Here is a 23,520-nt window from a genome sequence, read left to right as displayed (position 1 = left end):
GGGAATTTGGCGTGCTATTTAATATTTTTTTAGTGGAGATGAAAATATGATCGTAATTAGCGCTTGTTTAGGTGGTATCGCTTGTCGGTATGATGGAAATGACAATCTCGTTTCAAAAATAGGGGATTTGCTGCAACAAGAAGAGACACTCCTCATTTGCCCCGAAGTATTAGGAGGATTGCCAACGCCTCGTCCCTCAGCTGAAATTATTGGCGGGAATGGCGATGACGTTTTGGATGGAAAAGCGAAAGTGATGACAAAAGACGGTGAAGATGTCACGGAAGCTTTTGTAAATGGTGCTTATAAAGCATTAGAACAAATGAAAGATTTGCGCCCAGAATATATTATTTTAAAAGAACGCAGTCCCTCTTGTGGTAGTTCCACAATTTATACAGGAGAATTTAACGGGAATAAACAAACTGGTTACGGGGTAACAACTGCTTTATTCAAAAGACATGGATTTACAGTCATTTCAGAAGATGATTTTGAAAATATAAAAAGGAATTGACCCTGTTCGTCAATTCCTTTTTTCTTTCTTATTTTGCACCTAATTTTTCTTTCACTTTCGCAGGAAGCTCATCTTTCTTAACTTCTTCCCAAGCCGAAACACCTTTTTTATCTGAATGATATACGCGTAGGAATGCATCTTTACGTAAGTTTTTTTGAGCTGTGAATTCTAATTCTTTCTCTTTACCGTCTTTATCGAATCCTTTTAATTTATACTCAAAATATTTGTATGGCTCTCCGCTATCAGACTTCTCATTTTTTTCAATTCCATCAGCTGTGATTTGAACATAGTACTGATCTTTCCCCATACGGTTAATATCACAACCAACTAACAAACTTGCGAATACAACTAAAATACTAAACAGTGCAATATATCTTTTCATTTCCTTCACCTCATATGTTTTTTCTTATATTGTTATCTTAAAGCCCAAAGCTTAAAGAAGAAATTCAAAAACATGACATGAACATTACACTTTTGTAAGATAATAATTATTGCTTCACTTTAGAAACCGTCATGCCGTCACCAATTGGACTTTTATAGCAAAAGAAAAGACCTCCTTAACGATTGCACTCCATCGCTAAAAAGGTCTTTCTCTATTTCAACTAAAAACTTAGCACTCTTCTGGCTTACCAGCATTCGTCGCTGTACGGAAAGATGATCCACATCCGCATGATGCGATTGCGTTTGGATTATCAATTGTGAATCCGCCGCCAAGCATAGATTGTTTATAATCAATTTTTACTCCTTTAACAATGGGAGCACTTTCTTTATCGATAACAAATTCGACACCGAAAAACTCAAGAACTGTGTCGTCTTCTTTTGGTTCTACTTCAAATCCTAAGCCGTAAGAAAGACCACTACATCCGCCGCCGTGTACAGCAAGGCGCACGTACTTCTCTCCATCTTCAGCATCTTTTAACATATCTTTAATTTGAAAAGCTGCTTGTTCTGTTACTTCAATCATGAAATACACCATCCTTTCTGTTCTCGTTCTATTATACATCTTTACGCTTCTATCTTGTACTCATACACTCCGTGGCAAATTACTTCTGCTGGTCCTTTCATTAACACGTTGCCTTCTTCTGTCCATGCAATCATTAAATCGCCGCCAGCTAAATGAACTGTAATTTCCTTACCACGTTCCATCTTTCCATTTAAAATAGAGGCTACAACTGCAGCACACGCCCCTGTTCCGCAAGCTTGTGTTACACCAGATCCACGTTCCCAAACGCGGAAGTTCATCTCTTCCTCATTCAAAATCTCAATGAATTCAACATTTACTCGTTCTGGGAACATTTCATGTGTCTCAAGAACTGGTCCAAGTGTTGTAAGAGGTGCTTGTTCTACATCATCCACAAAAATAACTGCATGCGGATTTCCCATTGAAACAGCTGTAAATGCATAACGATGATTATTGTATAAGAAGTTTTCACGAATAAATGGTGTTTCACCTTCGCCAAGCATCGGTATTTCTGCACGCGTTAAACGCGGTGCTCCCATATCAATTTTCGCTAACGTAACTTTCCCTTCTTCTACCGTTACTTCAGCCGTTACAATGCCAGCTAACGTTTCAATTGTGAAAACTGTATCTTCTACTAGTTTATGCTCATACGCATATTTCGCTACGCAGCGTAGACCGTTACCACAGCTCTTTCCTTCTGATCCATCATTATTAAACATGCGCATTTTCACCGGCGCTACGTCAGACGGACAAATTAAAATCATTCCATCTGCTCCAATACCAGTATTAATATTTGAAACCTTTTCCGCCACAAGAGCTAAATCTTCTTCAGGAATTCGTTCTTCAAACATATTTACATATATATAACTATTGCCAAGACCATGCATTTTTGTAAAAGAAAATTGGCTCATTTGTATTCACTCCAAAAATAATTTGTTATTTCAAGTATAAAATGCACGCTTTTAGAACACAATATGAATGTCCCCCGTTTCTCATATTTGACAACATTTGGCGATGAGCCATTCTTGCGCAAATTGTGTAAGAAAAAAGCCCTTCTAAAAAGGGCCTTTTTTATTTATATACAATATTATCCTCCCCTGCGAAATAAAATTTTATCTAATAGAAAAAGAAAAAGGTGCTGCCGATTGCAACACCTTAAAACATTGGATTTTCATCCAAATACTCATATACATTATTAACAAGTTCTTCTACTGTAGCCCCTTGTACCACTTCACCATTTACAAGAGCAAACGGTCCTTCAAAACAAATACCACAATATCCTAAACAACCATACTCCATTACATCTAAATTCGGATCTTTTTCTAATTTCTCTAAAGCGGCTTGTGAACCACTCGCAAGGTTACCTACACAAAATTCAATTAATGGTTTAATCAAAATTCTCCCCCCTGTACTACAAAACAAATTACTTTCTGACTTCATCTATAAGAAAAAAACTAAGCTGTTTCTTGTTGTTTTCATTACACCTTCTAAACTATTTAGTTACTTCATTATTTCACTTCAAAATAGATGATTCCTTCTATATAACATGCTATTTACGATGAAATGGTAACTAAATAATGCAGATCGTTTACTCTACTTTTCTTCTTATTGTACAACAGAGTATTCATTCATGCATTGTTATTTGTTCACAAATTCGATATAATTTGATTGAGTAAAGTCAAAATATTTTATTAATATAAAATTTTATGATTAGGGGATATTTCAACAGAAAAGGGGTAATCCATCATGAAACACCTCGTAATATTAGGTGGCGGCTACGGTGGAATGAGAATTCTGCAACGGCTACTTCCAAGCAACCAACTTCCGGATGATGTACAAGTGACATTAATCGACAAAGTACCATATCATTGCTTCAAAACTGAATATTATGCATTAGTTGCGGGTACTATTTCAGAAACGCATATTCGTATACCGTTTCCTGAACACCCACGCCTCAATATTCAATACGGCACAGTAACAAATATTGATCTCGAAGAAAAAGCTGTTCATCTCGATGGCGGCGAAGCAATCCAATATGATGATTTAATTATTGGACTTGGCTGTGAGGATAAATACCATAACGTTCCTGGGGCGAAGGAATATACACATAGCCTACAATCGATTGAACAAACACGTAAGACATATGAACAATTAAATAGTCTAGAACCAAATGCAACGGTAGCTGTCGTTGGTGCTGGATTAAGTGGCGTTGAGGTCGCAAGTGAACTTCGCGAAAGTCGTTCTGATTTAAAAATCTACTTATTTGATCGAAAAGATAGAATTCTATTCCCATATCCAGAGAAATTAAGTAGATATGTAGAAGAATGGTTCGTAAAACATAAAGTTACTATTATACGAAACTCTAACATTACAAAAGTAGAACCAAATATTGTGTACAACCACGATGAACCACTTGAATGTGATGCAATCGTCTGGACAGCTGGTATTCAAGCAAATGAAGTTGTTCGAAACCTTCCAGTTGAACAAGATGGTAGCGGACGGGTTGTTTTAACAAAATATCACAATATTCCAAATAACGAGCACGTATATGTTGTAGGAGATTGTGCAGCACTTCCACACGCACCATCTGCACAACTTGCTGAAGGTCAAGGGGAACAAATTGTCCAAATATTATTAAAACGTTGGCATAATGAACCACTTCCTGACGAACTACCTGTTATTAAATTAAAAGGTGTTCTCGGCTCTCTTGGTAAGAAGCATGGCTTTGGTTTGCTAGCAAACCAACCATTAATGGGACGTGTACCAAGGTTACTAAAATCCGGTATCCTCTGGATGTACAAATATCATAACGGTTAATACTTTACAGGCTGTCTCCTAATTAGGCAGCCTCTCTTATTCGTTAAAATATAATTATCAGACACATCTTTCTCAATATGAATCATGATTTATTTTTCATTTTCATATTAAAAACTACCAATAAACAGTGTATGCTATTGATAAGTTGTTTTATTTCCTTTAAGGCCGAATTCATTCGGTCTTATTTTTTGTGTTGTAAATACTTTTACAGGAGGCATTTCATTTCACTTATGAACGTAACGAAACTAAATGATCGCATAGAAGCGAAGAAGAAAGAATTGATCTATCTCGTTGAAAAGTACGGATTCACTCATCATAAAGTAATTTCTTTCAGCCAAGAATTAGATCGTTTACTTAACTTATTAATAGAAATCAAGACGAAGAAAAAACGTTGCTCTTTATAACCGTTACCTTCTCTTTTTTGATACGATAGAACTAGAATCAGAAAGGAGCCATCTATGTTTATATTAAAAGACGTTACATATAAAGATATACTGCACATTCCTTATTTACAGATTCAAAAAGAAAAAATCACATGTATTATCGGCGAGAGTGGGAGCGGAAAAAGCACATTGCTCCGTATGTTAAATGATCTACAATCTCCAACATCTGGAACAATTGAATATAACGGAAAGCTAATTTCTGATTATCCCCCTATTCAATTACGACGTGACGTAGTCATGCTTGGGCAAACGCCACCTATTTTCGATGGAACCATTAAAGACAATCTATTAATGGGACTTCGTCTTTCTGAAAAGCCATTTCCAAATGATGCTGCCTTGCGAAGTGCATTAACGACTGTTAGCTTGGAAAAAAATTTAGAAGACAACGCTGATTCCTTATCAGGCGGAGAAAAACAACGACTTGCTTTTGCACGTATCGTACTTATGGATCCACCTGTCTATTTATTAGATGAACCAACTTCGGCGTTAGATAGCGATACAGAACGACGCGTTATGAAGCAATTCACTATGCTAGCAAAAGAAAAGAAAAAAACAGTCATCTTCATCACACACTCACAACAGCTTCCAGAAGAAATTGCAGACGATATTATTGAGATTAGTAAAGCAAACGGTGCAACTAGAAAGGAAGTGCTCTCAGTTGAAGGGCGTGATTGAACTCCAAATTTGGCAACTTGCCGCTGCATATATTTTCATTCTTATTTTAATTGGGCTTGTGAAGTTAAAAGGAATACCTCGCGAAAAACAAATCGCGCTCGCAACATTCCGTATGACGATTCAGCTCGTACTTGTTGCCTATGTCCTTACATACGTATTTGAAAACAGTAATCCATTTTATACAATTGCTCTCATTACTTCTATTACTACTTTTGCAATTTTTAATATTTATAAACGAGTGAATATCCCAATGTCTAAAGAATTAAAACGAGTAGCCGCTCTTTCTATGGTAGCCGGATCAATTGGGCCACTTCTACTATTTATCTTTGTTATTATCGGACATGATCCGTGGTATGCGCCGCAATATATCGTTCCGATTACAGGAATGTTAGTTGGGAATGCAATGACTGGTGTTTCTCTCGGTGCAAATACATTCTTAAACAATATGAAATCGCAAAGAGGTCAAATTGAAGGAGCACTTATGCTCGGTGCCACACCGAAAGAAGCAGCTGCTCCGCTCATACGCGACGCTTTTGACTCGGCTATTTTACCAACGATCAATTCTATGGTCGGAATGGGAATTATAAGCTTACCGGGCATGATGACTGGTCAAATCTTATCTGGTGTATCACCATTTACAGCTATTCAATATCAAATCGCAATTATACTCGGTATTTCAGGAAGTACCGCTTTTGCTGTCATTATCTTTTTACAGCTTGGATATAAAACATTCTTTAATAAGAGGTGTCAGTTGAAGGATATTGACTATGGCGGACGGTAATCTAGCTTTTTGCTCGGTAAATGATGCACCTTTCTCGGTGAGTGAAATTATATCGACGATTTTTCGAATATATCTATCATAACTCAAAATATATCAACGATTTTTGAAATATATCGACGATTCGACAAGGAATATCGACTTACCGACAAAAAATGACACAATAAAAAGAAGAGGCCTATACGCCTCCTCTTTTTATTTACTTACGCCTTCTTCACGAATTGTGATTTTAACTTCATAGCTCCGAAACCGTCGATTTTGCAATCAATATCGTGATCGCCATCAACTAGACGGATACTTTTTACTTTCGTACCGATCTTCACAACTGAAGAAGTTCCTTTTACTTTTAAATCTTTAATGACAGTAACAGCATCGCCGTCTTGAAGAACGTTTCCGTTCGCATCTTTTACAACTTTTGCACCATCATTATTTTCAGCTTCTGCTTCTTGGCCCCACTCATGAGCACACTCAGGACATACGAAAAGAACGCCATCCTCATACGTATATTCTGAATTACATTTTGGACAATTTGGTAAAGTAGCCATAAATTCATTTCCTCCGTTCATTATTTATACGTAAAAATCAAAATTGATGTTTACATCTCGATAAATAAAATTTGTATAGCATTTCTATATAGTGCCATAGTCTCACGTTATTGACAAGCCTACCTCAAATTCTCATTTTTTATTGTATTTTACAAAATTTCAATTCGTATGGTGTTTTACAATAAAAAAGAAGAACCTTCACAAGATTCCCCTTTTCAAAATGAACGAGTTCTCACTAGAACCCCCAACCATTTTCTTCAATGTAAAATTGATATTCTTCTAACTCTTCTTCACTTAACTTCTTATTATTTTCATGTACTTCTTGCCATTCAAAATAGTCTTCACTAAAATAAACAGCAAATTTAATTTTCACGTTTTTCTTCTCTGTATAATCATAACCAGTAAATTCTACTACATCATAATCTTGTTCTTTCTTCACAAACTTCCAAGTTGGATTATCCGTCATAATCTCTAAAGTCACACCTTCACTACTTGAACGAACGACATTTTTAATATTCGGCTCAGTTGGTAAAAGTGAGAGTCCGAACATAGCTCCACCAAACATGATTCCAACTATAACCTGGAAACCAACCATACCAGCAAAACTAGCGCCACCCTTTGATTGTAAGTAATACGCCTTCTCATGATCTGGCATATCTTCTCCCTTATGTAATACACGAACAGCATGCTTATAATATAAACGGTTTCCTTGCCATCCAGTAAATATCATCGTTCCTAACTGAAGAACTAAACTACATGTTAAATAAATCCCATCTGGAATATCTATAAAAGGAGTTACAACAATACTAGGTACAGCCAATAACGTAAGTATAATAAACAACTTATACATTTTACGATAAGCTAACCAAAAAGTTGGGAAGAAAAAGGCTACCCAATTCCACGTATTCCCTTGCGCTGGATTTTCTACTTTGCCCCATTTAAAGTCATAATAAGCTGTATTCTTTTGAACAACTTTATGTAACTGTTGCGGAGAAATTTTTTCTTGTAAAACAGTGTCCTTCACGTACATCATCCTTTTCTCATATCTACATACGTGTATTTTATAGAAATAAAAAGAAGGAATCTAACAAAAAGGACATATATTTCATAAAAATGAACAGAAATCGAATATATTCCGACAATTTACCGTTTATTATTCCATTTTTCTTTTTAATATATTAGAATACTTATGAATGATAGGTTTAATACACTAAGTTAATTATTTTATATATTCACTAAAAAGGATGCATCAAAATCATTTTATACATCTTTTTTAGTGAGTATATACTACTATTTTAAAACAAACATCTCGATTTAAGAGAACTCACAAATTAGCTTTCTACTATTTCAAACATATTTCCACTTACGCAGCTAATGAATAATGCATTATTAACTTCCTCAATTGATACAATAAAATCTATTGCTACGACATTTTTAGGCAGTTTAATTATATCTTTTACCTCGCCACATGCAGCATCAAGTATTATCAATTCTAAATTTGAAGTTGCAATATAAATTTCTCGATCTTTATATAACAGAACCTCTGTAATATCATGTAGAATCGTATTGTTCCAAATCACTTTACCTGTTTGAATATTAATACCACAAATTCTGCCTTCTCCTAAGGACAATACCATCATCTCTCCGATAAGAAATGGAGGCAATTCAATTTCAAAAGGCATATTTATTTCATATAACTTTTGAGCGCTCTTATGGTCATAACATTGTATTTGTTTACTTACCTCTTCATAATCATACTCAGTTCTTGTTAATAATATTTTTGATCCCTGTGATGCAATGTAAGAGTACTGTACCTCATCAAAGGCTTTTTCAAAAATTAAGTTACAACCTTCTTTTCCATATTCCCACTTTTGTAATGAATCTATTGCTACACATATAAAATGTTCATTAGTTAAAGTAACTGGTTCATTTGGATTACAATCTTCCATCATTTGTTTCCATCGTGTAGAAGCATCTAATAATTGAATGGCAATTGCAACGTTACTATATGCATCAACTTCCGCATCTTCATCCAAAGGATTTCCTGCTAACACATAGTAATCTGAGCCAAAATGACACTGCAACTTCTCTCCTCCAACTCGGACATTCTTTTCCCATACTTTCACTCCGCTTTCAAGCTCTAATAAAACATTGTAGCCTTCCTGTGTCATAACTAATAAACGTGGTAATTCTTCCCTCGTAGTTTTTACGTCTTGTATAATATGCCCTTCTATTTCTAAATTCCATAGAAACTCCCCAGAACTTGATGAAATAGCGTACAATTTCGCAATATTTTCTCCAAATCTATTCGCATGCCAAATAATTGTGACATCATTCACAGTTATGCAATTACAATCTTCTACTAGTGGAAGATGACACTGCCAAACCTCTTCTTTCGTTTCACTATCGAGTTTACGAATTTCGTGGCTGTTTTCCTCCACATAAAAGATACTCTTCTCATTATGAGATAGTACCGGAGTAAATATCGGTTCAACCTCTACCCCCTTTAAATAATTCCAATTTAATTCATACTTACCACTTGTAGAATGATATGTTCGGTACATAATTGCGTTATTTCTATTTACAAGTTCAGAAAGAAATGGCTCAATTTCTAAAATTCTATGATACGCATCTTTTATTCGGAAAGAATCAACTCCACTTATGTAAATCTGCTCTATCTCCTTTTTAAGAAACGAAAAGATTACTCGTAAAAATTGCTCGCTATCAACACTAGCTAACTTTTTTCCTCTCTGATTAATAATGAGAAAGTTCCCATCCTTCTTCTTAAACTCTACCTTTTTTTCATATCTATCTAAAAAAATCACAGCACCATCATCTTTAAAACATTCACCCCATGCGTCAAACAACTGACAAATCGGGTCGATTATGTCTGTTGTTTCTTGCAACACAATTCTCTCATCTATACTAATTACTATTTCTCCGGCATTTTCTGTCGGCAGTTTATTTAGTTCGATTTGAAACTTTTTCATTATTTCCTCCCTCTATTGCTCGTTATTCAAACTAACTATAATATATGACATAAGATTCTTAAAACTATTATTTGAGGTGACCCAATATGAAGACTACAATTTGGACAGAAGATGATTATTTAAAACTAGCACCCATTAACGACGAACTAATCAAAAAAGCAGAAGAAGTACTGAACGTAAAGCTTCCGGAATCATACATAAACCTTCTAAAAGAACAAAATGGAGGAACACTGCGCCTTGATGCTCATCCTACTTCAGAGCCGAATTCTTGGGCAGACGATCACGTTAATGTTTCTGGCTTATATGGCATTTCTTTTGATGAAAATGAATCTAGTATTTTAGAGAGTCATTATTTCATTCAGGAATGGGAAATGCCTGAGAATCTCGTACTTTTATCTGGGGACGGACATACATGGATTGCATTAGACTATCGAAATGTAGCTGAAAATCCTCCAGTTATATTTATTGATAATGAAGTTGAGCAAATAATTGAATTAGCACCTAACTTTGAAAGTTTCTTACAAAACTTAACTACATATGAATATGACGAAGAGTAAACCTTATTCTAAAGCGGTACAAAATTCCATTGCAAATTTACATGCTGCTTTAAAACTGCTTGGATTTAAGAAAAAAAGACATACATTTTGCAAAGCTGAAAACGGATTTTATAAACTCATTAACATACAAAAAAGTCAATTGGGAGATGACTTCTATATACATATAGGAGTTCATCCTATCGGTCTCCCGCAGCTTATCACGGACCAATTACTAATTAAAGAAAACATCTCAATATTCGATTGCATTCTGCGAACGAGAATAGAGCCTATACATATGAAACAGAACCATTTATTGCATAATGTTTCACATGAAACTATCGACATTCCGAATTATCTTTCTACTATTTTCGACTGGTTTCAAGTGTGGGCATCTTATGAGAATTTAGTAAAAATAAATATACATTCCGTTACTCCAGTACTAGCCGTCGTTCCAATATTACAGGAAAAAGCGTTTTTGCTTCTTACTTGTTTCTCTTTCTACAATTTAAAACAGTACGAGCAAGCTAATCACTACTTACAGCAATATTTGCAATGTGCTGTACATCTGAATACCGAGGAAAAAGAGCCCGTATTCTTTCACGAAGTTGACATGTATATGAAAAAACTAGTAGAAAACGCAATGTAACTTCACATTGTGCTTTCTGCTAGTGCTTTATCACACTTTTATATCCTTCTCCTACAACTCCCAAGTAATATTCATCTCTTTAAAAGATACTTTACTAACTTCTAACCCTTCACTATCATCCGTTCCAATCATTGCTACCTCATCTTTAGACAATATAATTTCCTCATTTTCACTTTGGATTTTTCTCTCATACACGATTTGTAAAAGCTCTATTTGTTCCTCTGTTAGCTCATACTCTTCTTCCAATCTTTCCATCGCTGATTCCTTATCAAGTAATGGCGTTTCTAATAAGAATCCGCCGTGCTCTTCCATCTCTTCAAATGAATCAATTGAATACGCACCGCTATCCTCAATCCAAAATGCAGTTGTAATAAAAGGAACTGTTTCACCTTCTACTTCTTCTAATACGTATTGAAGAGCTTCTTCTTTCGCAATATCTATCACTTCCGAAGGTGCTCCTTCAAAATAATTTGCCGCATCAATCCACTCATCAATTCTCTCACTATTCACATCTTGAAGACATACGATCGTATAATCCGGATGAAACGTAATTGTCCCTCTTCCGCCTTGACTATCTTGCATACTATAGTTACATCCATCCCATGAACTTTCATGTAAAAAGTCCGGAGCATGCGCTACATTAATAGCATGAGCAATCGAATTTAAAACGCACCCTTTCCATAACTGTTCTCTATCTATATGTAATTTATATTTACTCATCGTCTTCCTCCACACACATATTTTTTCTATTATCTTTCCTCTACATAATACTTGTAAAGCCTTTCCCACCTACTACATAATACGAAAGACGCCCTTTCAAAAAGGCGTCTTTTTTACAGTTGAAAATTTACTAATAAATAAAATGAATTGTTTAATACATGAATTCCAATTGGAACGAGTAAATTGTTTGTTTTCTTATAGGTGTAGGCTAAACATATACCGCCACCCAAAATATATAAAACACTCCCTAAAGTAAGTGGATGTCCTAAAGTAAATATAAAAGCACTTATAAACATGCTACTGAACGTAGAAAAGCGCTGAGATAATTTCGTGAAAAACATCCCCCGGAATAGAAGTTCTTCCCAAACTGGTGCAAAAACTGTGAGCACTACTACGTATATAAGGATTTCACTTTTAGTAGGCTCGATTACTCTATTAGGTTCATCCAAACTGACTCCCGTTGGTAGAATTAAATTTAATACCGCAAGATATATAAGCAGTACAATCATCGTCATTACTATCGATACATAATGTTTAAAATTGTTAAATTGCATTGATTTTAATAACTGTACACAGTAATTTCTTGCTGGTGAATATATTAAAATAATAGTAAGAAATGTTAAAGGCGGAATAAGATAATCTACATACCAAGGATATAATGAGAAGTCATATAAAAAGTTCAAAAAACTAATTCCATACATGATCCCAAAAATAATTATTATCATGCTGATTACTTCTAACATACTCATTTTCACATTCTTTTCTTTATATGTAACTAATTCCGTTTCCACCATATCCCCTCCAGTATAATTAAACCTTTTAAACCATTATATACCAAATTAAACATAAAAAAAGACAATACACTCAACTGTATTGTCCATTTTCTTCCCTACCATTTCTCTCTACATGTTTCAATCAAATGCAGTAAGTACCTCTTCGTCATATCTGCCCTTCTCCACCTTGAGAGCATTCGCTTTTCTTTTGGATTTTGCCGTATTCTCGCTACTTCTTTTAATAAAAGCTCCCACTCTTCCGCTGAATGTTCTAATAAGTATTGCAATCCTCTATCTTTTGAAACGATTGTTTTATAATTTAGTGTATATAAAATGCGCCCCATCGTAACGACCGCTGATTCTACCCATTCTTCTATAAAGAATAAATATGGCTGCTTCGCCTTCCCACTCCAGTACTGTTCTACGTTGTATTTCATCGTATTTACTACATCATCCCACCTTATTTGGAACGAAAGGTCTTCTGCTTCTTTCCCGTTCACTGTAATACCTTGATTTTTCAATGTCCACCATGTGACTGCATTAATATCCCAATGTCCTATATTCGCCTTACCATCTGCACAATACACGTACTCATTCATTTCATCATTGTATTTTCCTAAATCAGCAAGCGGAATATACATACCATCCATTCTTTTCCCTAACGTACTACCACTAAGTTTCTTATGAAGCTCTACAAGTTGCTGTTTTTCAGCTTCATTCACGGGATCACTTATTACCGTAACAAAATCAACATCGCTCGTTTCTGCATGAAATGCACCGAGTGCGATGGATCCGTAAATATACACCCCGACTATTTTTTCATCTAAAAAAATTTCTTTCAGTCCTACTATGTACTGCTCCATCAACTGCTCTACTTCTTTCGGTAACGCATGCTTTACTACATTCTCCACATCTATCCCTCCAATAAAAAAAGCCTTTGCAAATTCGCAAAGGCTTCCTGCTTTATAAATATTTCTCGATTTCTTCGTAAACATCCTTCAAACGAGGATTTCCTTCTCCAACAATTTCTCCATTTACAAGAACGACCGGATAAAATAAATCTTCCTCTACTACGCGCTCCGCGAATGCTTTTTTATCTTCATCTTCTTGTTCTTCTTGAAAATCAATATACTCGAAATTAAATTTATTTTCTTGTCCTTCATATTTACGACCAATCGCCGCTTGTAACCACTCAAACGTTTCTGTTGAAGATGGCATTCCAACGCAGCTCGCACAAATTACTTTCGTCCCATACACTTGCACATTAACCATTTCTTCTCCCCCACTTCTTGTTCTAACAGTATATTCAGATGCCTTAGCACATAAGCACATCATTTTACAAACTTATTCCATACCCCTATACTGAAAAAACACGTTGTAAACATGATAAAAAATTTCGGCAATAAAACAAGAACAGAAAAAATAGATTTTCCCCTCTATCTTGATTATAATAAAACTGATGAAAGGAGTCGATAAAAATGGAAAACCCACATATGCAAGAACAAGTACTAGAAGTATTAGATAAATTACGTCCATTCTTACTTCGCGATGGCGGAGACGTTGAATTAGTAGACATTGAAGAAGGTATCGTAAAATTACGCCTTATGGGTGCATGCGGAAGCTGCCCAAGTTCTACAATCACACTAAAAGCTGGTATCGAGCGCGCGTTACTTGAAGAAGTACCAGGCGTTATCGAAGTAGAACAAGTATTTTAATCTAAAAGCGGAAGCGGCTCGTTCAAAGCCACTTGCTAAAAGGAGACCAAATTTGGTCTCCTTTTTTTATACAAATCACATTTATCCGTTAACATCATAAAACAAAATTGGAAATCCTTCTCAAAAAATGCGATAATTGATACTATATAGTGAATCGTTCACACATATAAAGTAAAAAACATAGGGGGACGACACATGCCAAAAATGGGGAACACTTTTTTAACAATGCAAGAACTAGAAAAGAAAAAAGAGTATTTATTAGACCTTTCATCCGTTATACCGACATGGAATGCGAGCTATCAATTTTTATTTAAAGAAATCCAGCAAGAATTATTGAGTAAAGTAAATGAAAAAATCGAACAACATCAATTCATTTTAAATATATGTGCAGATCAACAGGTAGGGGCATAATGTATTACATACAATTGTGGTATATAAAAAAGAGACCTCAATCGGTCTCTTTTTTATATTTTTAAGACAGCCAATCTAATTTTCTAATCCCAAGCTTATCAACTGGTAAACGGAGTGAGCCATAAAAATGCTTCATAAATTGCTCAGAGCGGTTCACATCGTGTAGAATGGCTTCTAAGCGATCTCTATATATGCTTTTTTGTTCTTCGTTTCCTGTTTGGTAGTACCGTTCGACTGTTTCAAAATAGTGAAGTGGGAACAGCAGTCTTGCAAATAATAGGCGCCATCCAAATGAGGATAGCGAATAATTCCGTTCATAATCTGTAACAAATTGAATGATTGTTTGCTCCCAGTCTTTCTTTTTTTCAATCATCATATAGCGGATTAATTCTGCTATATCTCGAGTCGGGTGATCATACACCCAGTCAAAAGGAAGTTTGAGACGCTTCGTTTGATGCCATAATAAAGGTGTGAATCGTTCTTGGCAAATGGTTGCTGCATCCGTTAGTTGCGGTGTGTCATCCATTTCTGTATCAACAACATATTGAATGGCATTTTCCGCAACTCCTAAGTAATACGGGAAGGATTCAATAAACAATTGATCGAATACGTCTGTAGGGTGGTTCATCACTTGTGATTGCCAAAACTTTTCTAATTGATCGAGCCTTTTTTCCCATAATGCTTTCCATTCACCAATGCGGCTTAGTTGCTCAATTTCTTCTGGAAAGAATGCACCTCGTTTATGGAATATAGAAAGCTCACTTCCTAATGACATAGCATGTCGTTCTAACGCGCGCATACCTTTTAATAAGCAGTAATTTTGTTCTTCTATCTCACTTACATAGTAGCCGTGTATAGTCGGAACGAAAGTCGCTACAGTTATATCCCCTTGCTGGTTCATATAGTCACTGAGCTTTTTCATCTCTACAAGTACTTCTTCCTCCATTTCTCCAATTGGAACAAGTACATAAATTTTGTTGCGAATCCAAAAGCTTTTATAGGGGCCAAGGGGGATTAATTCTTTAACATGCATGTGATAATGCTCATAAATATGCTGAATCATCGCAGTCGCCACCTATGGTTTTTCTTTATATATATGAGCTTGTGCTCGCCTTTCATTCCTATGCACATGATAAAGCAACGAAACGTATACAAATACTAAAAAGAAAAAAAGGTGATAAACATGAAAGAATCAAATCAACTACAAGAAAGAGCATTACAACTATTACAAGAACGTGGTGTAACAATTGACGATATTGCTGAACTTGTTCATTTTCTTCAAAAAAAATATCATCCAAATTTAGAGATGTCAGAATGCCGTTATAACGTTGAGCGTGTATTATCAAAACGTGAAGTACAAAACGCACTGATTACAGGTATCGAACTCGATGTCCTTGCTGAAAAAGGAATGTTAAGTGAGCCGTTACAAGATATCGTAAAACGTGATGAAGGCTTATACGGAATTGATGAAGTTATCGCACTTTCTATCGTAAACGTGTACGGCTCTATCGGTTTCACGAACTTTGGATATATTGATAAATTAAAACCTGGTATTTTAGAATACTTAAATGATAAATCAACTGGAAAGGTGCATACATTCCTTGATGATATCGTTGGTGGAATCGCTGCCGCTGCTTCAAGCCGTTTAGCGCACCGAGCTGAGCACTCAGAATAATAATGTTTTCTAGGCCGTCAGTTTCATACTGACGGTCTTTCATATTCCATGAGCATAAATTCTCTTCCGCGGCTCAAAAAAATGGGCCCTTGCTGAAAACCTATGTTTTTATATAGCGTAATCGCTCTTGTATTAAATGTCGCTACACTAAGTCGTAACGTTTTCGGCTTACATTCTTTAACCGCAAACGCTATCCCAGCTTGAAAAAACATTTTCCCTAGCCCTTTCCCCGTTAACTCCGGCTTCATGCCAAGTCCGATATCCATTACATCTTCTCCACCATATAAATGAGCATCTCTTCCCCCTGGCACTTGTGCATTTTCCCCAAAACAAAAATAGCCGATAAACTCTCCCTTATCATCACAACAACCATAATACGTCCCATCTAATAATTCTTCTATTACTTCTTCCTCGCCTGAAAAACTGTATAAATTATAAGGTTCTTCGTACGTCCACGTATTTATCTCATTCGCTTCTTTTACCGTTAACTTATGTATATTCATCCTGCTCTCCCCTTATCAAATATTCTATATATACTCATTCATTTTTCGTGCCTCATTTCCCTCTAATTGAAATATGTACAATTGCATACGCACGCCCACGGAACAAATGGTACAATTCATTTGAATCGCTGTTGCTACACTTCTTGATCAAAGAAAAGGCGTTAAAACGGATATTAGCGCCTTATCAAACTCAAGCAATTGGCACATTTTGTCATCTTGAAAGACACTCGAAAGAGTGTCTTTTTTTCTATCCCTCACAAGGACTTACTCATTTCAAAGCATCAATACATAAACTAATGTAACTCTTTACATGCACGAATCCTTTTCTCAAAGTTTTGAAGTAGACTCAAAATAAAAAAGCACTCTTGGCTAGAGTGCTTTTTACTTTCAAATTAGGAGGTTACATAATATGGATAGTACTCTCGTATTTAACTTCGGCATTGGTATTGTCATTATTTTATTTGTTTTCTTTGTTCTTTGTATGAGTGGTGTGTAGAAAGACGATTTGAGGCGTCTTTTTATACATATGTATTACTTGACTTTCGCAAAAGAAGTAACAATAATGGTTACAGAGAAACCATTCACATATCACAAATAGGAGGAAGAACAATGAAACATGTAATCGTTTATGCACACCCAAATACAGAAAGCTTCAACCATGCGATTTTAGAAACGGTAAAAAGTGAATTAGAAGAAAAAGGTCATGAAGTACGCGTTCGCGATCTATATGAATTAAACTTCAATCCAGTATTAGGCGCTTCCGATTTCATCTCATTTTCTCAAGGAAACACACCAGCAGATATTAAAGAAGAGCAAGAGCATATCTCTTGGGCTGATAGCATTACATTTATTTATCCAGTTTGGTGGGCGGGACTTCCTGCTATTTTAAAAGGATACGTTGAACGTGTATTTAGCCACGGCTTCGCTTATGCTTACGGTGAAAATGGCATCGAGAAGTTATTAAGCGGTAAAAAAGGATTATTATTATCTACAATGGGAAATACGAAAGAGGCATACCTAGCCGGCGGTATGTTTGACGCAATGAAAAAAACAGCTGATGTTGGTATTTTTGAATTTACAGGTATTGAAACAATTGAGCATACATTCTATACGAGTGTTCCTTCTGTGGATGACAGTGTGCGTAAACAATATCTTGAAGAGGTTAAAGATGTTGTGAATCGTGCATTTTAAATAAAATTATATCAGCGATTTTTTTAATATATCAGCACAACTCAGATTATATCGGCGATTTTCTAATTATATCAGCGCAACTTAAATTATATCGGCGATTTTCTAATTATATCAGCGCAACTTAAATTATATCGGCGATTTTCTAATTATATCAGCGCAACTTAAATTATATCGGCGATTTTCTAATTATATCGACTTACAGACAAAAACCGACACTATTCACAACTGAATATTAGCCCGCAAATATTAGAAAAAAAGCTGCTCCAAAGTTTGGAACAGCTTTCTTCATTACATCTTCTCAATCCACTCCGTTAAGTTATGCACAACTTGCGTCGGTTGAACTTCATATTCTGTTAACTTCTCCACAGTTGTTACTCCAGTGTGGACAAGAAGCGTATGCATGCCAGCATTTATTCCTGCTAAAATGTCTGTGTCGTAGTTATCCCCAACCATTAAGGCTTCATTCTTCTCTATGCCAAGCACTTTCAAAGCTTGTTCCATAATGATTGATTCTGGTTTTCCGATAAAGATTGGATCCACACCTGTTGATACTGCTACAACTGATGTTAATGAACCGTTACCTGGTAATAACCCGCGCTCAGTCGGAATGGCAATGTCTCCATTTGTAGAAATAAACGTTGCGCCGTTACGCACAGCAAGACAAGCTTTTGCTAACTTTTCATATGTGATGTCACGATCTAAACCAACAACAACGAAATCAGGATTTTCATCCACAAGTTCAAATCCTTTTTCCACAAGCGCATCATGTAAGCCTTCTTCACCAATCATATATACAGTTGCGTCTTGTTTACGTTCGTAAATGAAGTTTGCTGTTGCCATACTCGTTGTGAATACTTGCTCTGCTTTCGCTGGAATATCGAAACGAACAAGTTTTTCTGCCACTTGTTCTGGTTTACGAGTTGAGTTATTCGTAACGAATAAATATGGAATGCCGCGCTCTCCTAATGCTTTTACGAAGTCGCTCGCTTCTTCAATTTGTTCTTCTCCGCGATACATTGTACCGTCTAAGTCAATTAAGTAACCTTTATACATCGATTATGTCTCTCCTTCTATGCTAACGTTCTCACCTTATCATACCACTCTTATATTACCCGCTTTTCCAAAAGAAAAAAACGCTTTACCTTAAAGCGCCCCATAACGTTCATTTTTTCTCTTTTATTTGGTAAGAACAACTACAATCGCCCTCGCACATATTTGCTAGCGTTTTCACATCTGCGTTCGCAAATAAACGATTATACATCTCTTTTTCATCTTCACATACTTGCGGGAATCTCTCAGCGATTTCCTTTAACGGACAGTTTTGTTTTTCAATTATGAAAGAGTTCTCTCCATCTCTCTTAATTTGAACCATATAACCATTTTTCTCTTGCATAGCTGCTATCTCTTGCACTTTATATGCTAAATTCTTTTGATTACTCACGCGCTTTTGTAACTGTTCTTCCATGCGCTTCGTTCTTTCTTTTAAAACGTAACGAAGTATTTTTTCATCGCCCATTCGCGCTAAATCTTCTAGCATATCAATTGCAAATTGCTTATACTCTTTCGGGAATGTATCTTCTCCCTTTTCGCTTAATCCATACAAATAAGTTGGTCTTCCGACATGTTGCCTTACCATCTTGGAATAGATGAAACCATCCTTCTCAAGATTACTTAAATGTCTTCGAATCGCCATTTCTGTAATCTCTAAAACTTCAGCTAGTTCTGCTACCGTGTGCTCTCCCTTTACTTTCAACAACTGCACAATTTCATCTTTCGTCGTACGTGCTTCCCCCATGCTTCACCCTTCTCCCTCACATACAATATAAGACCCCCAAAAGGCATTCTTTGGGGATCTTATAAGCATAATTATTCTGGTACAAATGCAGATACAGGCCCTAATTCCTTTTCTAAATAACCGCGAATATTTGCTGGGTATTTCTCTACCACTGCAATATGTTTTTGAATCGTCTTATATAATTCATCATGATTCATTTGAATATAATCTTGCGTAAGCATTTTTCGAAGAAGGATAATTTCTTTCATCCCTTGTCCTTCTTCTGCACTTATCACTCGCTCGTCCATCAAAATGTCGACAATATCTTCATAACTTCCTGGATCGCGCATAATAAATCCATCAATCATCGCATTCCCTACATCTAATACACAATCAATAATTAGATGTGCTATGCGTTCTAATGCGTAAAATTCAAACTCGGTTTCATATATCTTTTTCTCTTGAAATGTACTTGTTGCTCGTTCTAAACATACTAGCATTTGTTCTATTTTCTTTCTGTCTACAAAATACATGAATGTCACCTACCTGGAAATTAAAGCATTTACATTTTAATTGTAACGCTTTCTTCTGAAAAAATCGACAATTTTTCGAATTCACCTTTTCTCCGTTATTTGTTATAGTTATATTTGTATGATTTTTGAAATTGGAGGAATGGAATCTTGGAACGTGAACTCGCACTAGAAATTGTCCGTGTAACAGAAGCAGCAGCATTAGCATCCGCACAGTGGATGGGCCGCGGAAAGAAAAATGAAGCAGATGATGCAGCAACTACAGCAATGCGTGATATGTTCGATTCAGTAAACATGGCAGGTACAGTTGTAATTGGTGAAGGAGAACTTGATGAAGCACCGATGTTATATATTGGTGAAGAACTAGGAACAGGTAACGGTCCAGAAGTAGATATCGCCGTTGACCCATTAGAAGGTACAAACATCGTTGCAAAAGGTCTTGCAAATGCAATGGCAGTTATCGCAATCGCAGATAAAGGAAACCTTCTTCATGCTCCTGATATGTACATGGAAAAAATAGCGGTTGGTCCAAAAGCAGCTGGTAAAATTAGCTTAGATGATCCAATTGAAAAAACAATTGAAATTGTAGCGGAAGCTAACAATAAAAAGATTCGCGATCTAACAGTTATCGTTCAAGAACGTGAACGTCATCAAGATATTATCGATCGTGTTCGTGCAAAAGGTGCACGCGTAAAATTATTTGGTGACGGTGATGTTGGTGCGTCAATCGCAACAGCACTACCTGGAACTGGTATCGACTTATTCGTAGGTATTGGCGGAGCTCCAGAAGGCGTTATTTCTGCAGCAGCATTAAAATGCCTTGAAGGTGAAATGCAAGCTCGCTTAGTTCCAATGAACGAAGAAGAAGAAGCTCGTTGTCGTGAAATGGGATTAGAAGACCCTCGTCAACTTCTAATGCTAGAAGACTTAGTATCTGGTGATGATGCAATCTTCTCAGCAACTGGTGTATCTGCTGGTGAGTTATTAGACGGCGTGAAATTCCTAGGCGGAGATTTAGCTGAAACATACTCTATCGTAATGCGTTACAAAACAAGAACAGTACGATTCATTAAAACGCATCACCATTTAGATCATAAGCCACACTTAAACTTAGATATTTAATAAAAGGAGCCATGTATATGGAAGAACGTTTCTTTCTGTACGACGACACTGTCGCTACAAAAACTCGTTTCGTTAGCTTTATGGGAGAAAATGAGCGTCATGATTTAGCGCTACTATACTCCGATCGTCATTACGGTAAAACAATTGTCCTTGATATGCAGCGTAATAAATTTGCAATCATCGGCGCCGACGATTTAAACGAACCAGGCTACTTAGAGCACGCATTTTCTATGACTGAAGAAATTGCAGAAGAACTACGCTCATTTTTATTTGAACTTATATAATTCATCTCAAACACCAGCTTTTTAGCTGGTGTTTTTTCGTCACAAGAGTTTCGAATTTTCAAACCTCTATGTTATAATGAAAAATGAATCTATTTGGATAGAAAGGACGTTATCTACGTATGCCAACATTTACTTTGTAATGGACCAGCAATTGGATAGCATTACTCTCAAAAAAGCACCACGCTTTTTCAAGGGAGTAGTCTGCCCATTCCCATTACAAAGGAGCGTAACTCATCTGTAGTATGATGTTTACGGAGGTTCCTCTTTGGGGAACCTCCTTTTATTTTTGTCTTTTCCTCATGTCTTCATACTACAAGACATCCAAATAGCTGTATTACGTTTCTTTGCCACTACTATAAGAGGTGAAGGAAAATGCAGAAAGTACAACTTTCTTGGAGTTTATATGAAAACGAGCAAAACACAATCGAAAAGTATTGTAAAAATTGCAGACGCACTACCCTATTTACCGACACAAATATTCGTAGGCATAACGCCAACGGAAAAAATATATATCGTTTTGCTATTTATAAATGCCCGAAAGATCATACGTGGAATCAAAAACTTCGTATTTATAAATCATTTACTGATCATGTGGAAACAGTCGATATGCCTCAGCAAGATCAAACGGAAACAACTACTACCATTTCCATTACACAGCATAAAGAAAGTGGCATAGCCGAAATCACAATTGTATTAGACCTCGTTTTCGGTTCCCACCGGATGGATAAAGCTTTATCCACATATATTTCCGACTGGAGCCGTACACTCATTGTGGATAAAATTAAAAACGGGGATATTCAATTGAACGGACAACAAATGAAACCAAATACAATACTTTCTGAAGGCGATCATATCTCGATTTGTTTATGAATGAGAATATGCAAAAAATCCTCTTACAATTGTAAGAGGATTTTTTTATTTCTTCACTTTTCGTAATACGAAGTGTGCACAACCGAAGTTACAGTACTCGTATAAATACTCCGTTAACGTACTAATTTTCGTATCATATGTCGCACGCTGGTTACTGTCATCAAAGAATCCGCGCAATCTAAGTTGCTCATAACCCCAGTCCCCAACGATGTAATCATATTTATTTAAAATTTCTGCATAGCGCTCTTTAAATGCTTCTTCACTAAAACCGTCACGAAAGTTTTTAATTACTTCGTACTGCACATTATTAATGCTCACCGTAGCATGAATCTCCTGCTTTTGCTCCATCATTAACTTCCTCTCTAAGCATTCTTCTTTTTATCGTATCACAAAGCATACCAACCAACAATTTCAAATACAAAAAATTGAAAATTAGTGCATGCTATGGAGAAGGAGGTGATACATCGTGAAAAAACAAATTATACTTTCTCTTCTCACTCTTTCCTTATTTGCAGGCTGCCAATCAACGAATAAAGCCGAAATGGAACGTGAAGAAGGAAGTCGTGTTCTTGTTTCCAACAAAAACGACATGTATCATACGGAAAATACAAATACACGATTAACGAGAGTCGGCTATTCATCTAAACAAAAGCATGAAGTGTCTAATAAACAAGTAGGAGCCATTAACCGTGAGAAAGTTGCTGAAATGATTACAAGTATGACAGTCAAACTTCCTGACGTTACAAACGCTGCTACGCTCGTTACAGACGATGAAGTATTTGTTGTATACCGTGCAAACACAACGGATCCGAAACTCGTAGCGGATCAAGTATATAGAGCTGCTTTGTCCATCGTCCCTCGCTATTATAAAGCATATGTATCAACAGACCAAAAGTTGATTTCTCAAATTCAAGGGCTTCAATCTGGCGCATTAAATGATACAGAATATACGCAAAGCCTCGATATGTTAAAACGTGAAATGAGTAAAAATCCTCATTTGAACAATACGGGGGATCAGACTTTAAATGATATGATAAAAAAATAAAGAAGGCG

General features: G+C 36.1%; 32 protein-coding genes. 15 read left to right on the top strand and 17 right to left on the bottom strand.

The annotated features are described in order from the left end of the window. The first annotated feature begins 46 nt into the window (after positions 1–46). Positions 47–508, top strand: a complete 462-nt coding sequence (locus ACTFNE_RS21300; protein ID WP_000635515.1) for a DUF523 domain-containing protein — start codon at positions 47–49, stop codon at positions 506–508. A gap of 28 nt (positions 509–536) precedes the next feature. Here the strand turns inward: ACTFNE_RS21300 and ACTFNE_RS21295 are convergent, their stop codons facing one another. The 4 genes from ACTFNE_RS21295 to ACTFNE_RS21280 all read right to left on the bottom strand — a co-directional run bounded on the left by ACTFNE_RS21295 (position 537) and on the right by ACTFNE_RS21280 (position 2,864). Then, positions 537–890 carry a YxeA family protein gene (locus tag ACTFNE_RS21295; RefSeq protein ID WP_000833137.1) on the bottom strand — a complete coding sequence of 118 codons (354 nt, stop codon included), beginning with the start codon at positions 888–890 and terminating at the stop codon, positions 537–539. Positions 891–1,118: 228 nt separating this feature from the next. After that, positions 1,119–1,472, bottom strand: a complete 354-nt coding sequence (locus ACTFNE_RS21290) for a HesB/IscA family protein (RefSeq protein ID WP_000573822.1) — start codon at positions 1,470–1,472, stop codon at positions 1,119–1,121. A 41-nt stretch (positions 1,473–1,513) separates the two neighbouring features. After that, the gene (gene dapF / locus ACTFNE_RS21285) at positions 1,514–2,380 is read right to left on the bottom strand and encodes a diaminopimelate epimerase (RefSeq protein ID WP_000077414.1); all 867 of its coding nucleotides are present in this window, start codon (positions 2,378–2,380) and stop codon (positions 1,514–1,516) included. Positions 2,381–2,624: 244 nt separating this feature from the next. Beyond that, positions 2,625–2,864 (bottom strand): YuzB family protein, encoded by a 240-nt coding sequence (locus ACTFNE_RS21280; RefSeq protein ID WP_000595026.1) that lies wholly within the window; start codon positions 2,862–2,864, stop codon positions 2,625–2,627. A gap of 351 nt (positions 2,865–3,215) precedes the next feature. Here ACTFNE_RS21280 and ACTFNE_RS21275 point away from each other — a divergent pair, with 351 nt between their 5' ends. From ACTFNE_RS21275 to ACTFNE_RS21260, 4 genes are all read left to right on the top strand, one after another. Next, positions 3,216–4,286, top strand: a complete 1,071-nt coding sequence (locus ACTFNE_RS21275) for an NAD(P)/FAD-dependent oxidoreductase (protein WP_000682073.1) — start codon at positions 3,216–3,218, stop codon at positions 4,284–4,286. A gap of 230 nt (positions 4,287–4,516) precedes the next feature. After that, positions 4,517–4,690: an aspartyl-phosphate phosphatase Spo0E family protein gene (locus ACTFNE_RS21270; RefSeq protein WP_001103328.1), complete on the top strand. Its 174-nt coding sequence runs from the start codon at positions 4,517–4,519 to the stop codon at positions 4,688–4,690. A gap of 54 nt (positions 4,691–4,744) precedes the next feature. Then, positions 4,745–5,404 carry an ABC transporter ATP-binding protein gene (locus ACTFNE_RS21265; protein WP_000470273.1) on the top strand — a complete coding sequence of 220 codons (660 nt, stop codon included), beginning with the start codon at positions 4,745–4,747 and terminating at the stop codon, positions 5,402–5,404. Then, the gene (locus tag ACTFNE_RS21260; RefSeq protein ID WP_000679250.1) at positions 5,388–6,185 is read left to right on the top strand and encodes an ABC transporter permease; all 798 of its coding nucleotides are present in this window, start codon (positions 5,388–5,390) and stop codon (positions 6,183–6,185) included. The genes ACTFNE_RS21265 and ACTFNE_RS21260 overlap by 17 nt, the downstream gene beginning before the upstream one ends. Positions 6,186–6,385: 200 nt before the next feature. On the opposite strand, the gene phnA is transcribed toward ACTFNE_RS21260, so the two are convergent. The 3 genes from phnA to ACTFNE_RS21245 form a co-directional block, all read right to left on the bottom strand. Next, positions 6,386–6,727 (bottom strand): alkylphosphonate utilization operon protein PhnA, encoded by a 342-nt coding sequence (gene phnA / locus ACTFNE_RS21255; RefSeq protein WP_000212737.1) that lies wholly within the window; start codon positions 6,725–6,727, stop codon positions 6,386–6,388. Positions 6,728–6,962: 235 nt separating this feature from the next. Beyond that, the gene (locus ACTFNE_RS21250) at positions 6,963–7,757 is read right to left on the bottom strand and encodes a DUF2628 domain-containing protein (RefSeq protein ID WP_046198684.1); all 795 of its coding nucleotides are present in this window, start codon (positions 7,755–7,757) and stop codon (positions 6,963–6,965) included. Between the two features lie 301 nt (positions 7,758–8,058). Continuing rightward, positions 8,059–9,717, bottom strand: coding sequence for an outer membrane protein assembly factor BamB family protein (locus tag ACTFNE_RS21245; protein WP_046198685.1), 1,659 nt, complete (start codon positions 9,715–9,717; stop codon positions 8,059–8,061). 86 nt (positions 9,718–9,803) lie between these two features. Between ACTFNE_RS21245 and ACTFNE_RS21240 the strand changes: the two genes are divergently transcribed. Together ACTFNE_RS21240 and ACTFNE_RS21235 are read left to right on the top strand one after the other, a co-directional pair. After that, positions 9,804–10,274 (top strand): SMI1/KNR4 family protein, encoded by a 471-nt coding sequence (locus tag ACTFNE_RS21240; RefSeq protein ID WP_002028779.1) that lies wholly within the window; start codon positions 9,804–9,806, stop codon positions 10,272–10,274. Next, the gene (locus tag ACTFNE_RS21235; protein WP_046198766.1) at positions 10,261–10,899 is read left to right on the top strand and encodes a DUF4304 domain-containing protein; all 639 of its coding nucleotides are present in this window, start codon (positions 10,261–10,263) and stop codon (positions 10,897–10,899) included. Before ACTFNE_RS21240 ends, ACTFNE_RS21235 begins: the two co-directional genes overlap by 14 nt. A gap of 51 nt (positions 10,900–10,950) precedes the next feature. Here the strand turns inward: ACTFNE_RS21235 and ACTFNE_RS21230 are convergent, their stop codons facing one another. From ACTFNE_RS21230 to ACTFNE_RS21215, 4 genes are all read right to left on the bottom strand, one after another. Continuing rightward, positions 10,951–11,619, bottom strand: a complete 669-nt coding sequence (locus tag ACTFNE_RS21230) for a hypothetical protein (protein ID WP_046198686.1) — start codon at positions 11,617–11,619, stop codon at positions 10,951–10,953. 113 nt (positions 11,620–11,732) lie between these two features. Further along, positions 11,733–12,410, bottom strand: coding sequence for a CPBP family intramembrane glutamic endopeptidase (locus ACTFNE_RS21225; RefSeq protein WP_270706277.1), 678 nt, complete (start codon positions 12,408–12,410; stop codon positions 11,733–11,735). Positions 12,411–12,508: 98 nt separating this feature from the next. Then, entirely contained in the window at positions 12,509–13,303 is a 795-nt protein-coding gene (locus tag ACTFNE_RS21220) for a nucleotidyltransferase domain-containing protein (protein WP_002170368.1), read from the bottom strand. A gap of 52 nt (positions 13,304–13,355) precedes the next feature. Continuing rightward, the gene (locus ACTFNE_RS21215; protein WP_000248590.1) at positions 13,356–13,664 is read right to left on the bottom strand and encodes a YuzD family protein; all 309 of its coding nucleotides are present in this window, start codon (positions 13,662–13,664) and stop codon (positions 13,356–13,358) included. A 206-nt stretch (positions 13,665–13,870) separates the two neighbouring features. Here ACTFNE_RS21215 and ACTFNE_RS21210 point away from each other — a divergent pair, with 206 nt between their 5' ends. Beyond that, entirely contained in the window at positions 13,871–14,107 is a 237-nt protein-coding gene (locus ACTFNE_RS21210; protein WP_000431159.1) for a NifU family protein, read from the top strand. 195 nt (positions 14,108–14,302) lie between these two features. Beyond that, a complete protein-coding gene (locus ACTFNE_RS21205) occupies positions 14,303–14,518 on the top strand; it encodes a hypothetical protein (RefSeq protein ID WP_001125501.1) in 216 nt (71 codons plus the stop codon). 61 nt (positions 14,519–14,579) lie between these two features. Here the strand turns inward: ACTFNE_RS21205 and yutH are convergent, their stop codons facing one another. Continuing rightward, positions 14,580–15,581: a spore coat putative kinase YutH gene (gene yutH / locus ACTFNE_RS21200; protein WP_046198688.1), complete on the bottom strand. Its 1,002-nt coding sequence runs from the start codon at positions 15,579–15,581 to the stop codon at positions 14,580–14,582. A 120-nt stretch (positions 15,582–15,701) separates the two neighbouring features. On the opposite strand from yutH, the gene ACTFNE_RS21195 reads away from it, so the two are divergent. Beyond that, positions 15,702–16,193: a phosphatidylglycerophosphatase A family protein gene (locus tag ACTFNE_RS21195; protein WP_000665103.1), complete on the top strand. Its 492-nt coding sequence runs from the start codon at positions 15,702–15,704 to the stop codon at positions 16,191–16,193. 23 nt (positions 16,194–16,216) lie between these two features. On the opposite strand, the gene ACTFNE_RS21190 is transcribed toward ACTFNE_RS21195, so the two are convergent. Then, entirely contained in the window at positions 16,217–16,696 is a 480-nt protein-coding gene (locus ACTFNE_RS21190; protein WP_046198689.1) for a GNAT family N-acetyltransferase, read from the bottom strand. Positions 16,697–17,305: 609 nt separating this feature from the next. Between ACTFNE_RS21190 and ACTFNE_RS21185 the strand changes: the two genes are divergently transcribed. Further along, positions 17,306–17,887, top strand: coding sequence for an NAD(P)H-dependent oxidoreductase (locus ACTFNE_RS21185; RefSeq protein WP_046198690.1), 582 nt, complete (start codon positions 17,306–17,308; stop codon positions 17,885–17,887). Positions 17,888–18,175: 288 nt separating this feature from the next. On the opposite strand, the gene ACTFNE_RS21180 is transcribed toward ACTFNE_RS21185, so the two are convergent. The 3 genes from ACTFNE_RS21180 to ACTFNE_RS21170 all read right to left on the bottom strand — a co-directional run bounded on the left by ACTFNE_RS21180 (position 18,176) and on the right by ACTFNE_RS21170 (position 20,194). After that, positions 18,176–18,940: a TIGR01457 family HAD-type hydrolase gene (locus ACTFNE_RS21180; RefSeq protein WP_000276467.1), complete on the bottom strand. Its 765-nt coding sequence runs from the start codon at positions 18,938–18,940 to the stop codon at positions 18,176–18,178. A gap of 109 nt (positions 18,941–19,049) precedes the next feature. Continuing rightward, on the bottom strand, positions 19,050–19,682 hold the full coding sequence (locus tag ACTFNE_RS21175; RefSeq protein WP_000503355.1) for a helix-turn-helix transcriptional regulator: 633 nt from the start codon (positions 19,680–19,682) through the stop codon (positions 19,050–19,052). A gap of 71 nt (positions 19,683–19,753) precedes the next feature. Further along, entirely contained in the window at positions 19,754–20,194 is a 441-nt protein-coding gene (locus ACTFNE_RS21170) for a DUF86 domain-containing protein (RefSeq protein ID WP_046198691.1), read from the bottom strand. 147 nt (positions 20,195–20,341) lie between these two features. On the opposite strand from ACTFNE_RS21170, the gene glpX reads away from it, so the two are divergent. The 3 genes from glpX to ACTFNE_RS21155 all read left to right on the top strand — a co-directional run bounded on the left by glpX (position 20,342) and on the right by ACTFNE_RS21155 (position 22,467). Further along, complete coding sequence (gene glpX, locus ACTFNE_RS21165; RefSeq protein WP_000439091.1) at positions 20,342–21,313, top strand: class II fructose-bisphosphatase; 972 nt, start codon at positions 20,342–20,344, stop codon at positions 21,311–21,313. Between the two features lie 17 nt (positions 21,314–21,330). Then, entirely contained in the window at positions 21,331–21,597 is a 267-nt protein-coding gene (locus ACTFNE_RS21160) for a DUF3055 domain-containing protein (protein WP_000392606.1), read from the top strand. Between the two features lie 372 nt (positions 21,598–21,969). Continuing rightward, a complete protein-coding gene (locus tag ACTFNE_RS21155; protein WP_046198693.1) occupies positions 21,970–22,467 on the top strand; it encodes a hypothetical protein in 498 nt (165 codons plus the stop codon). 45 nt (positions 22,468–22,512) lie between these two features. Here ACTFNE_RS21155 and ACTFNE_RS21150 read toward each other — a convergent pair whose 3' ends face one another. Further along, complete coding sequence (locus ACTFNE_RS21150; RefSeq protein ID WP_000435943.1) at positions 22,513–22,815, bottom strand: YutD family protein; 303 nt, start codon at positions 22,813–22,815, stop codon at positions 22,513–22,515. A gap of 118 nt (positions 22,816–22,933) precedes the next feature. Between ACTFNE_RS21150 and ACTFNE_RS21145 the strand changes: the two genes are divergently transcribed. Then, positions 22,934–23,512, top strand: coding sequence for a YhcN/YlaJ family sporulation lipoprotein (locus ACTFNE_RS21145; protein WP_000744038.1), 579 nt, complete (start codon positions 22,934–22,936; stop codon positions 23,510–23,512). Positions 23,513–23,520 lie beyond the last annotated feature (8 nt).

This window comes from Bacillus cereus group sp. MYBKT111-2, assembly GCF_051915205.1.
Lineage (GTDB): Bacteria > Bacillota > Bacilli > Bacillales > Bacillaceae_G > Bacillus_A > Bacillus_A paranthracis.
This window is presented reverse-complemented; position numbering and strand designations above follow the sequence as displayed.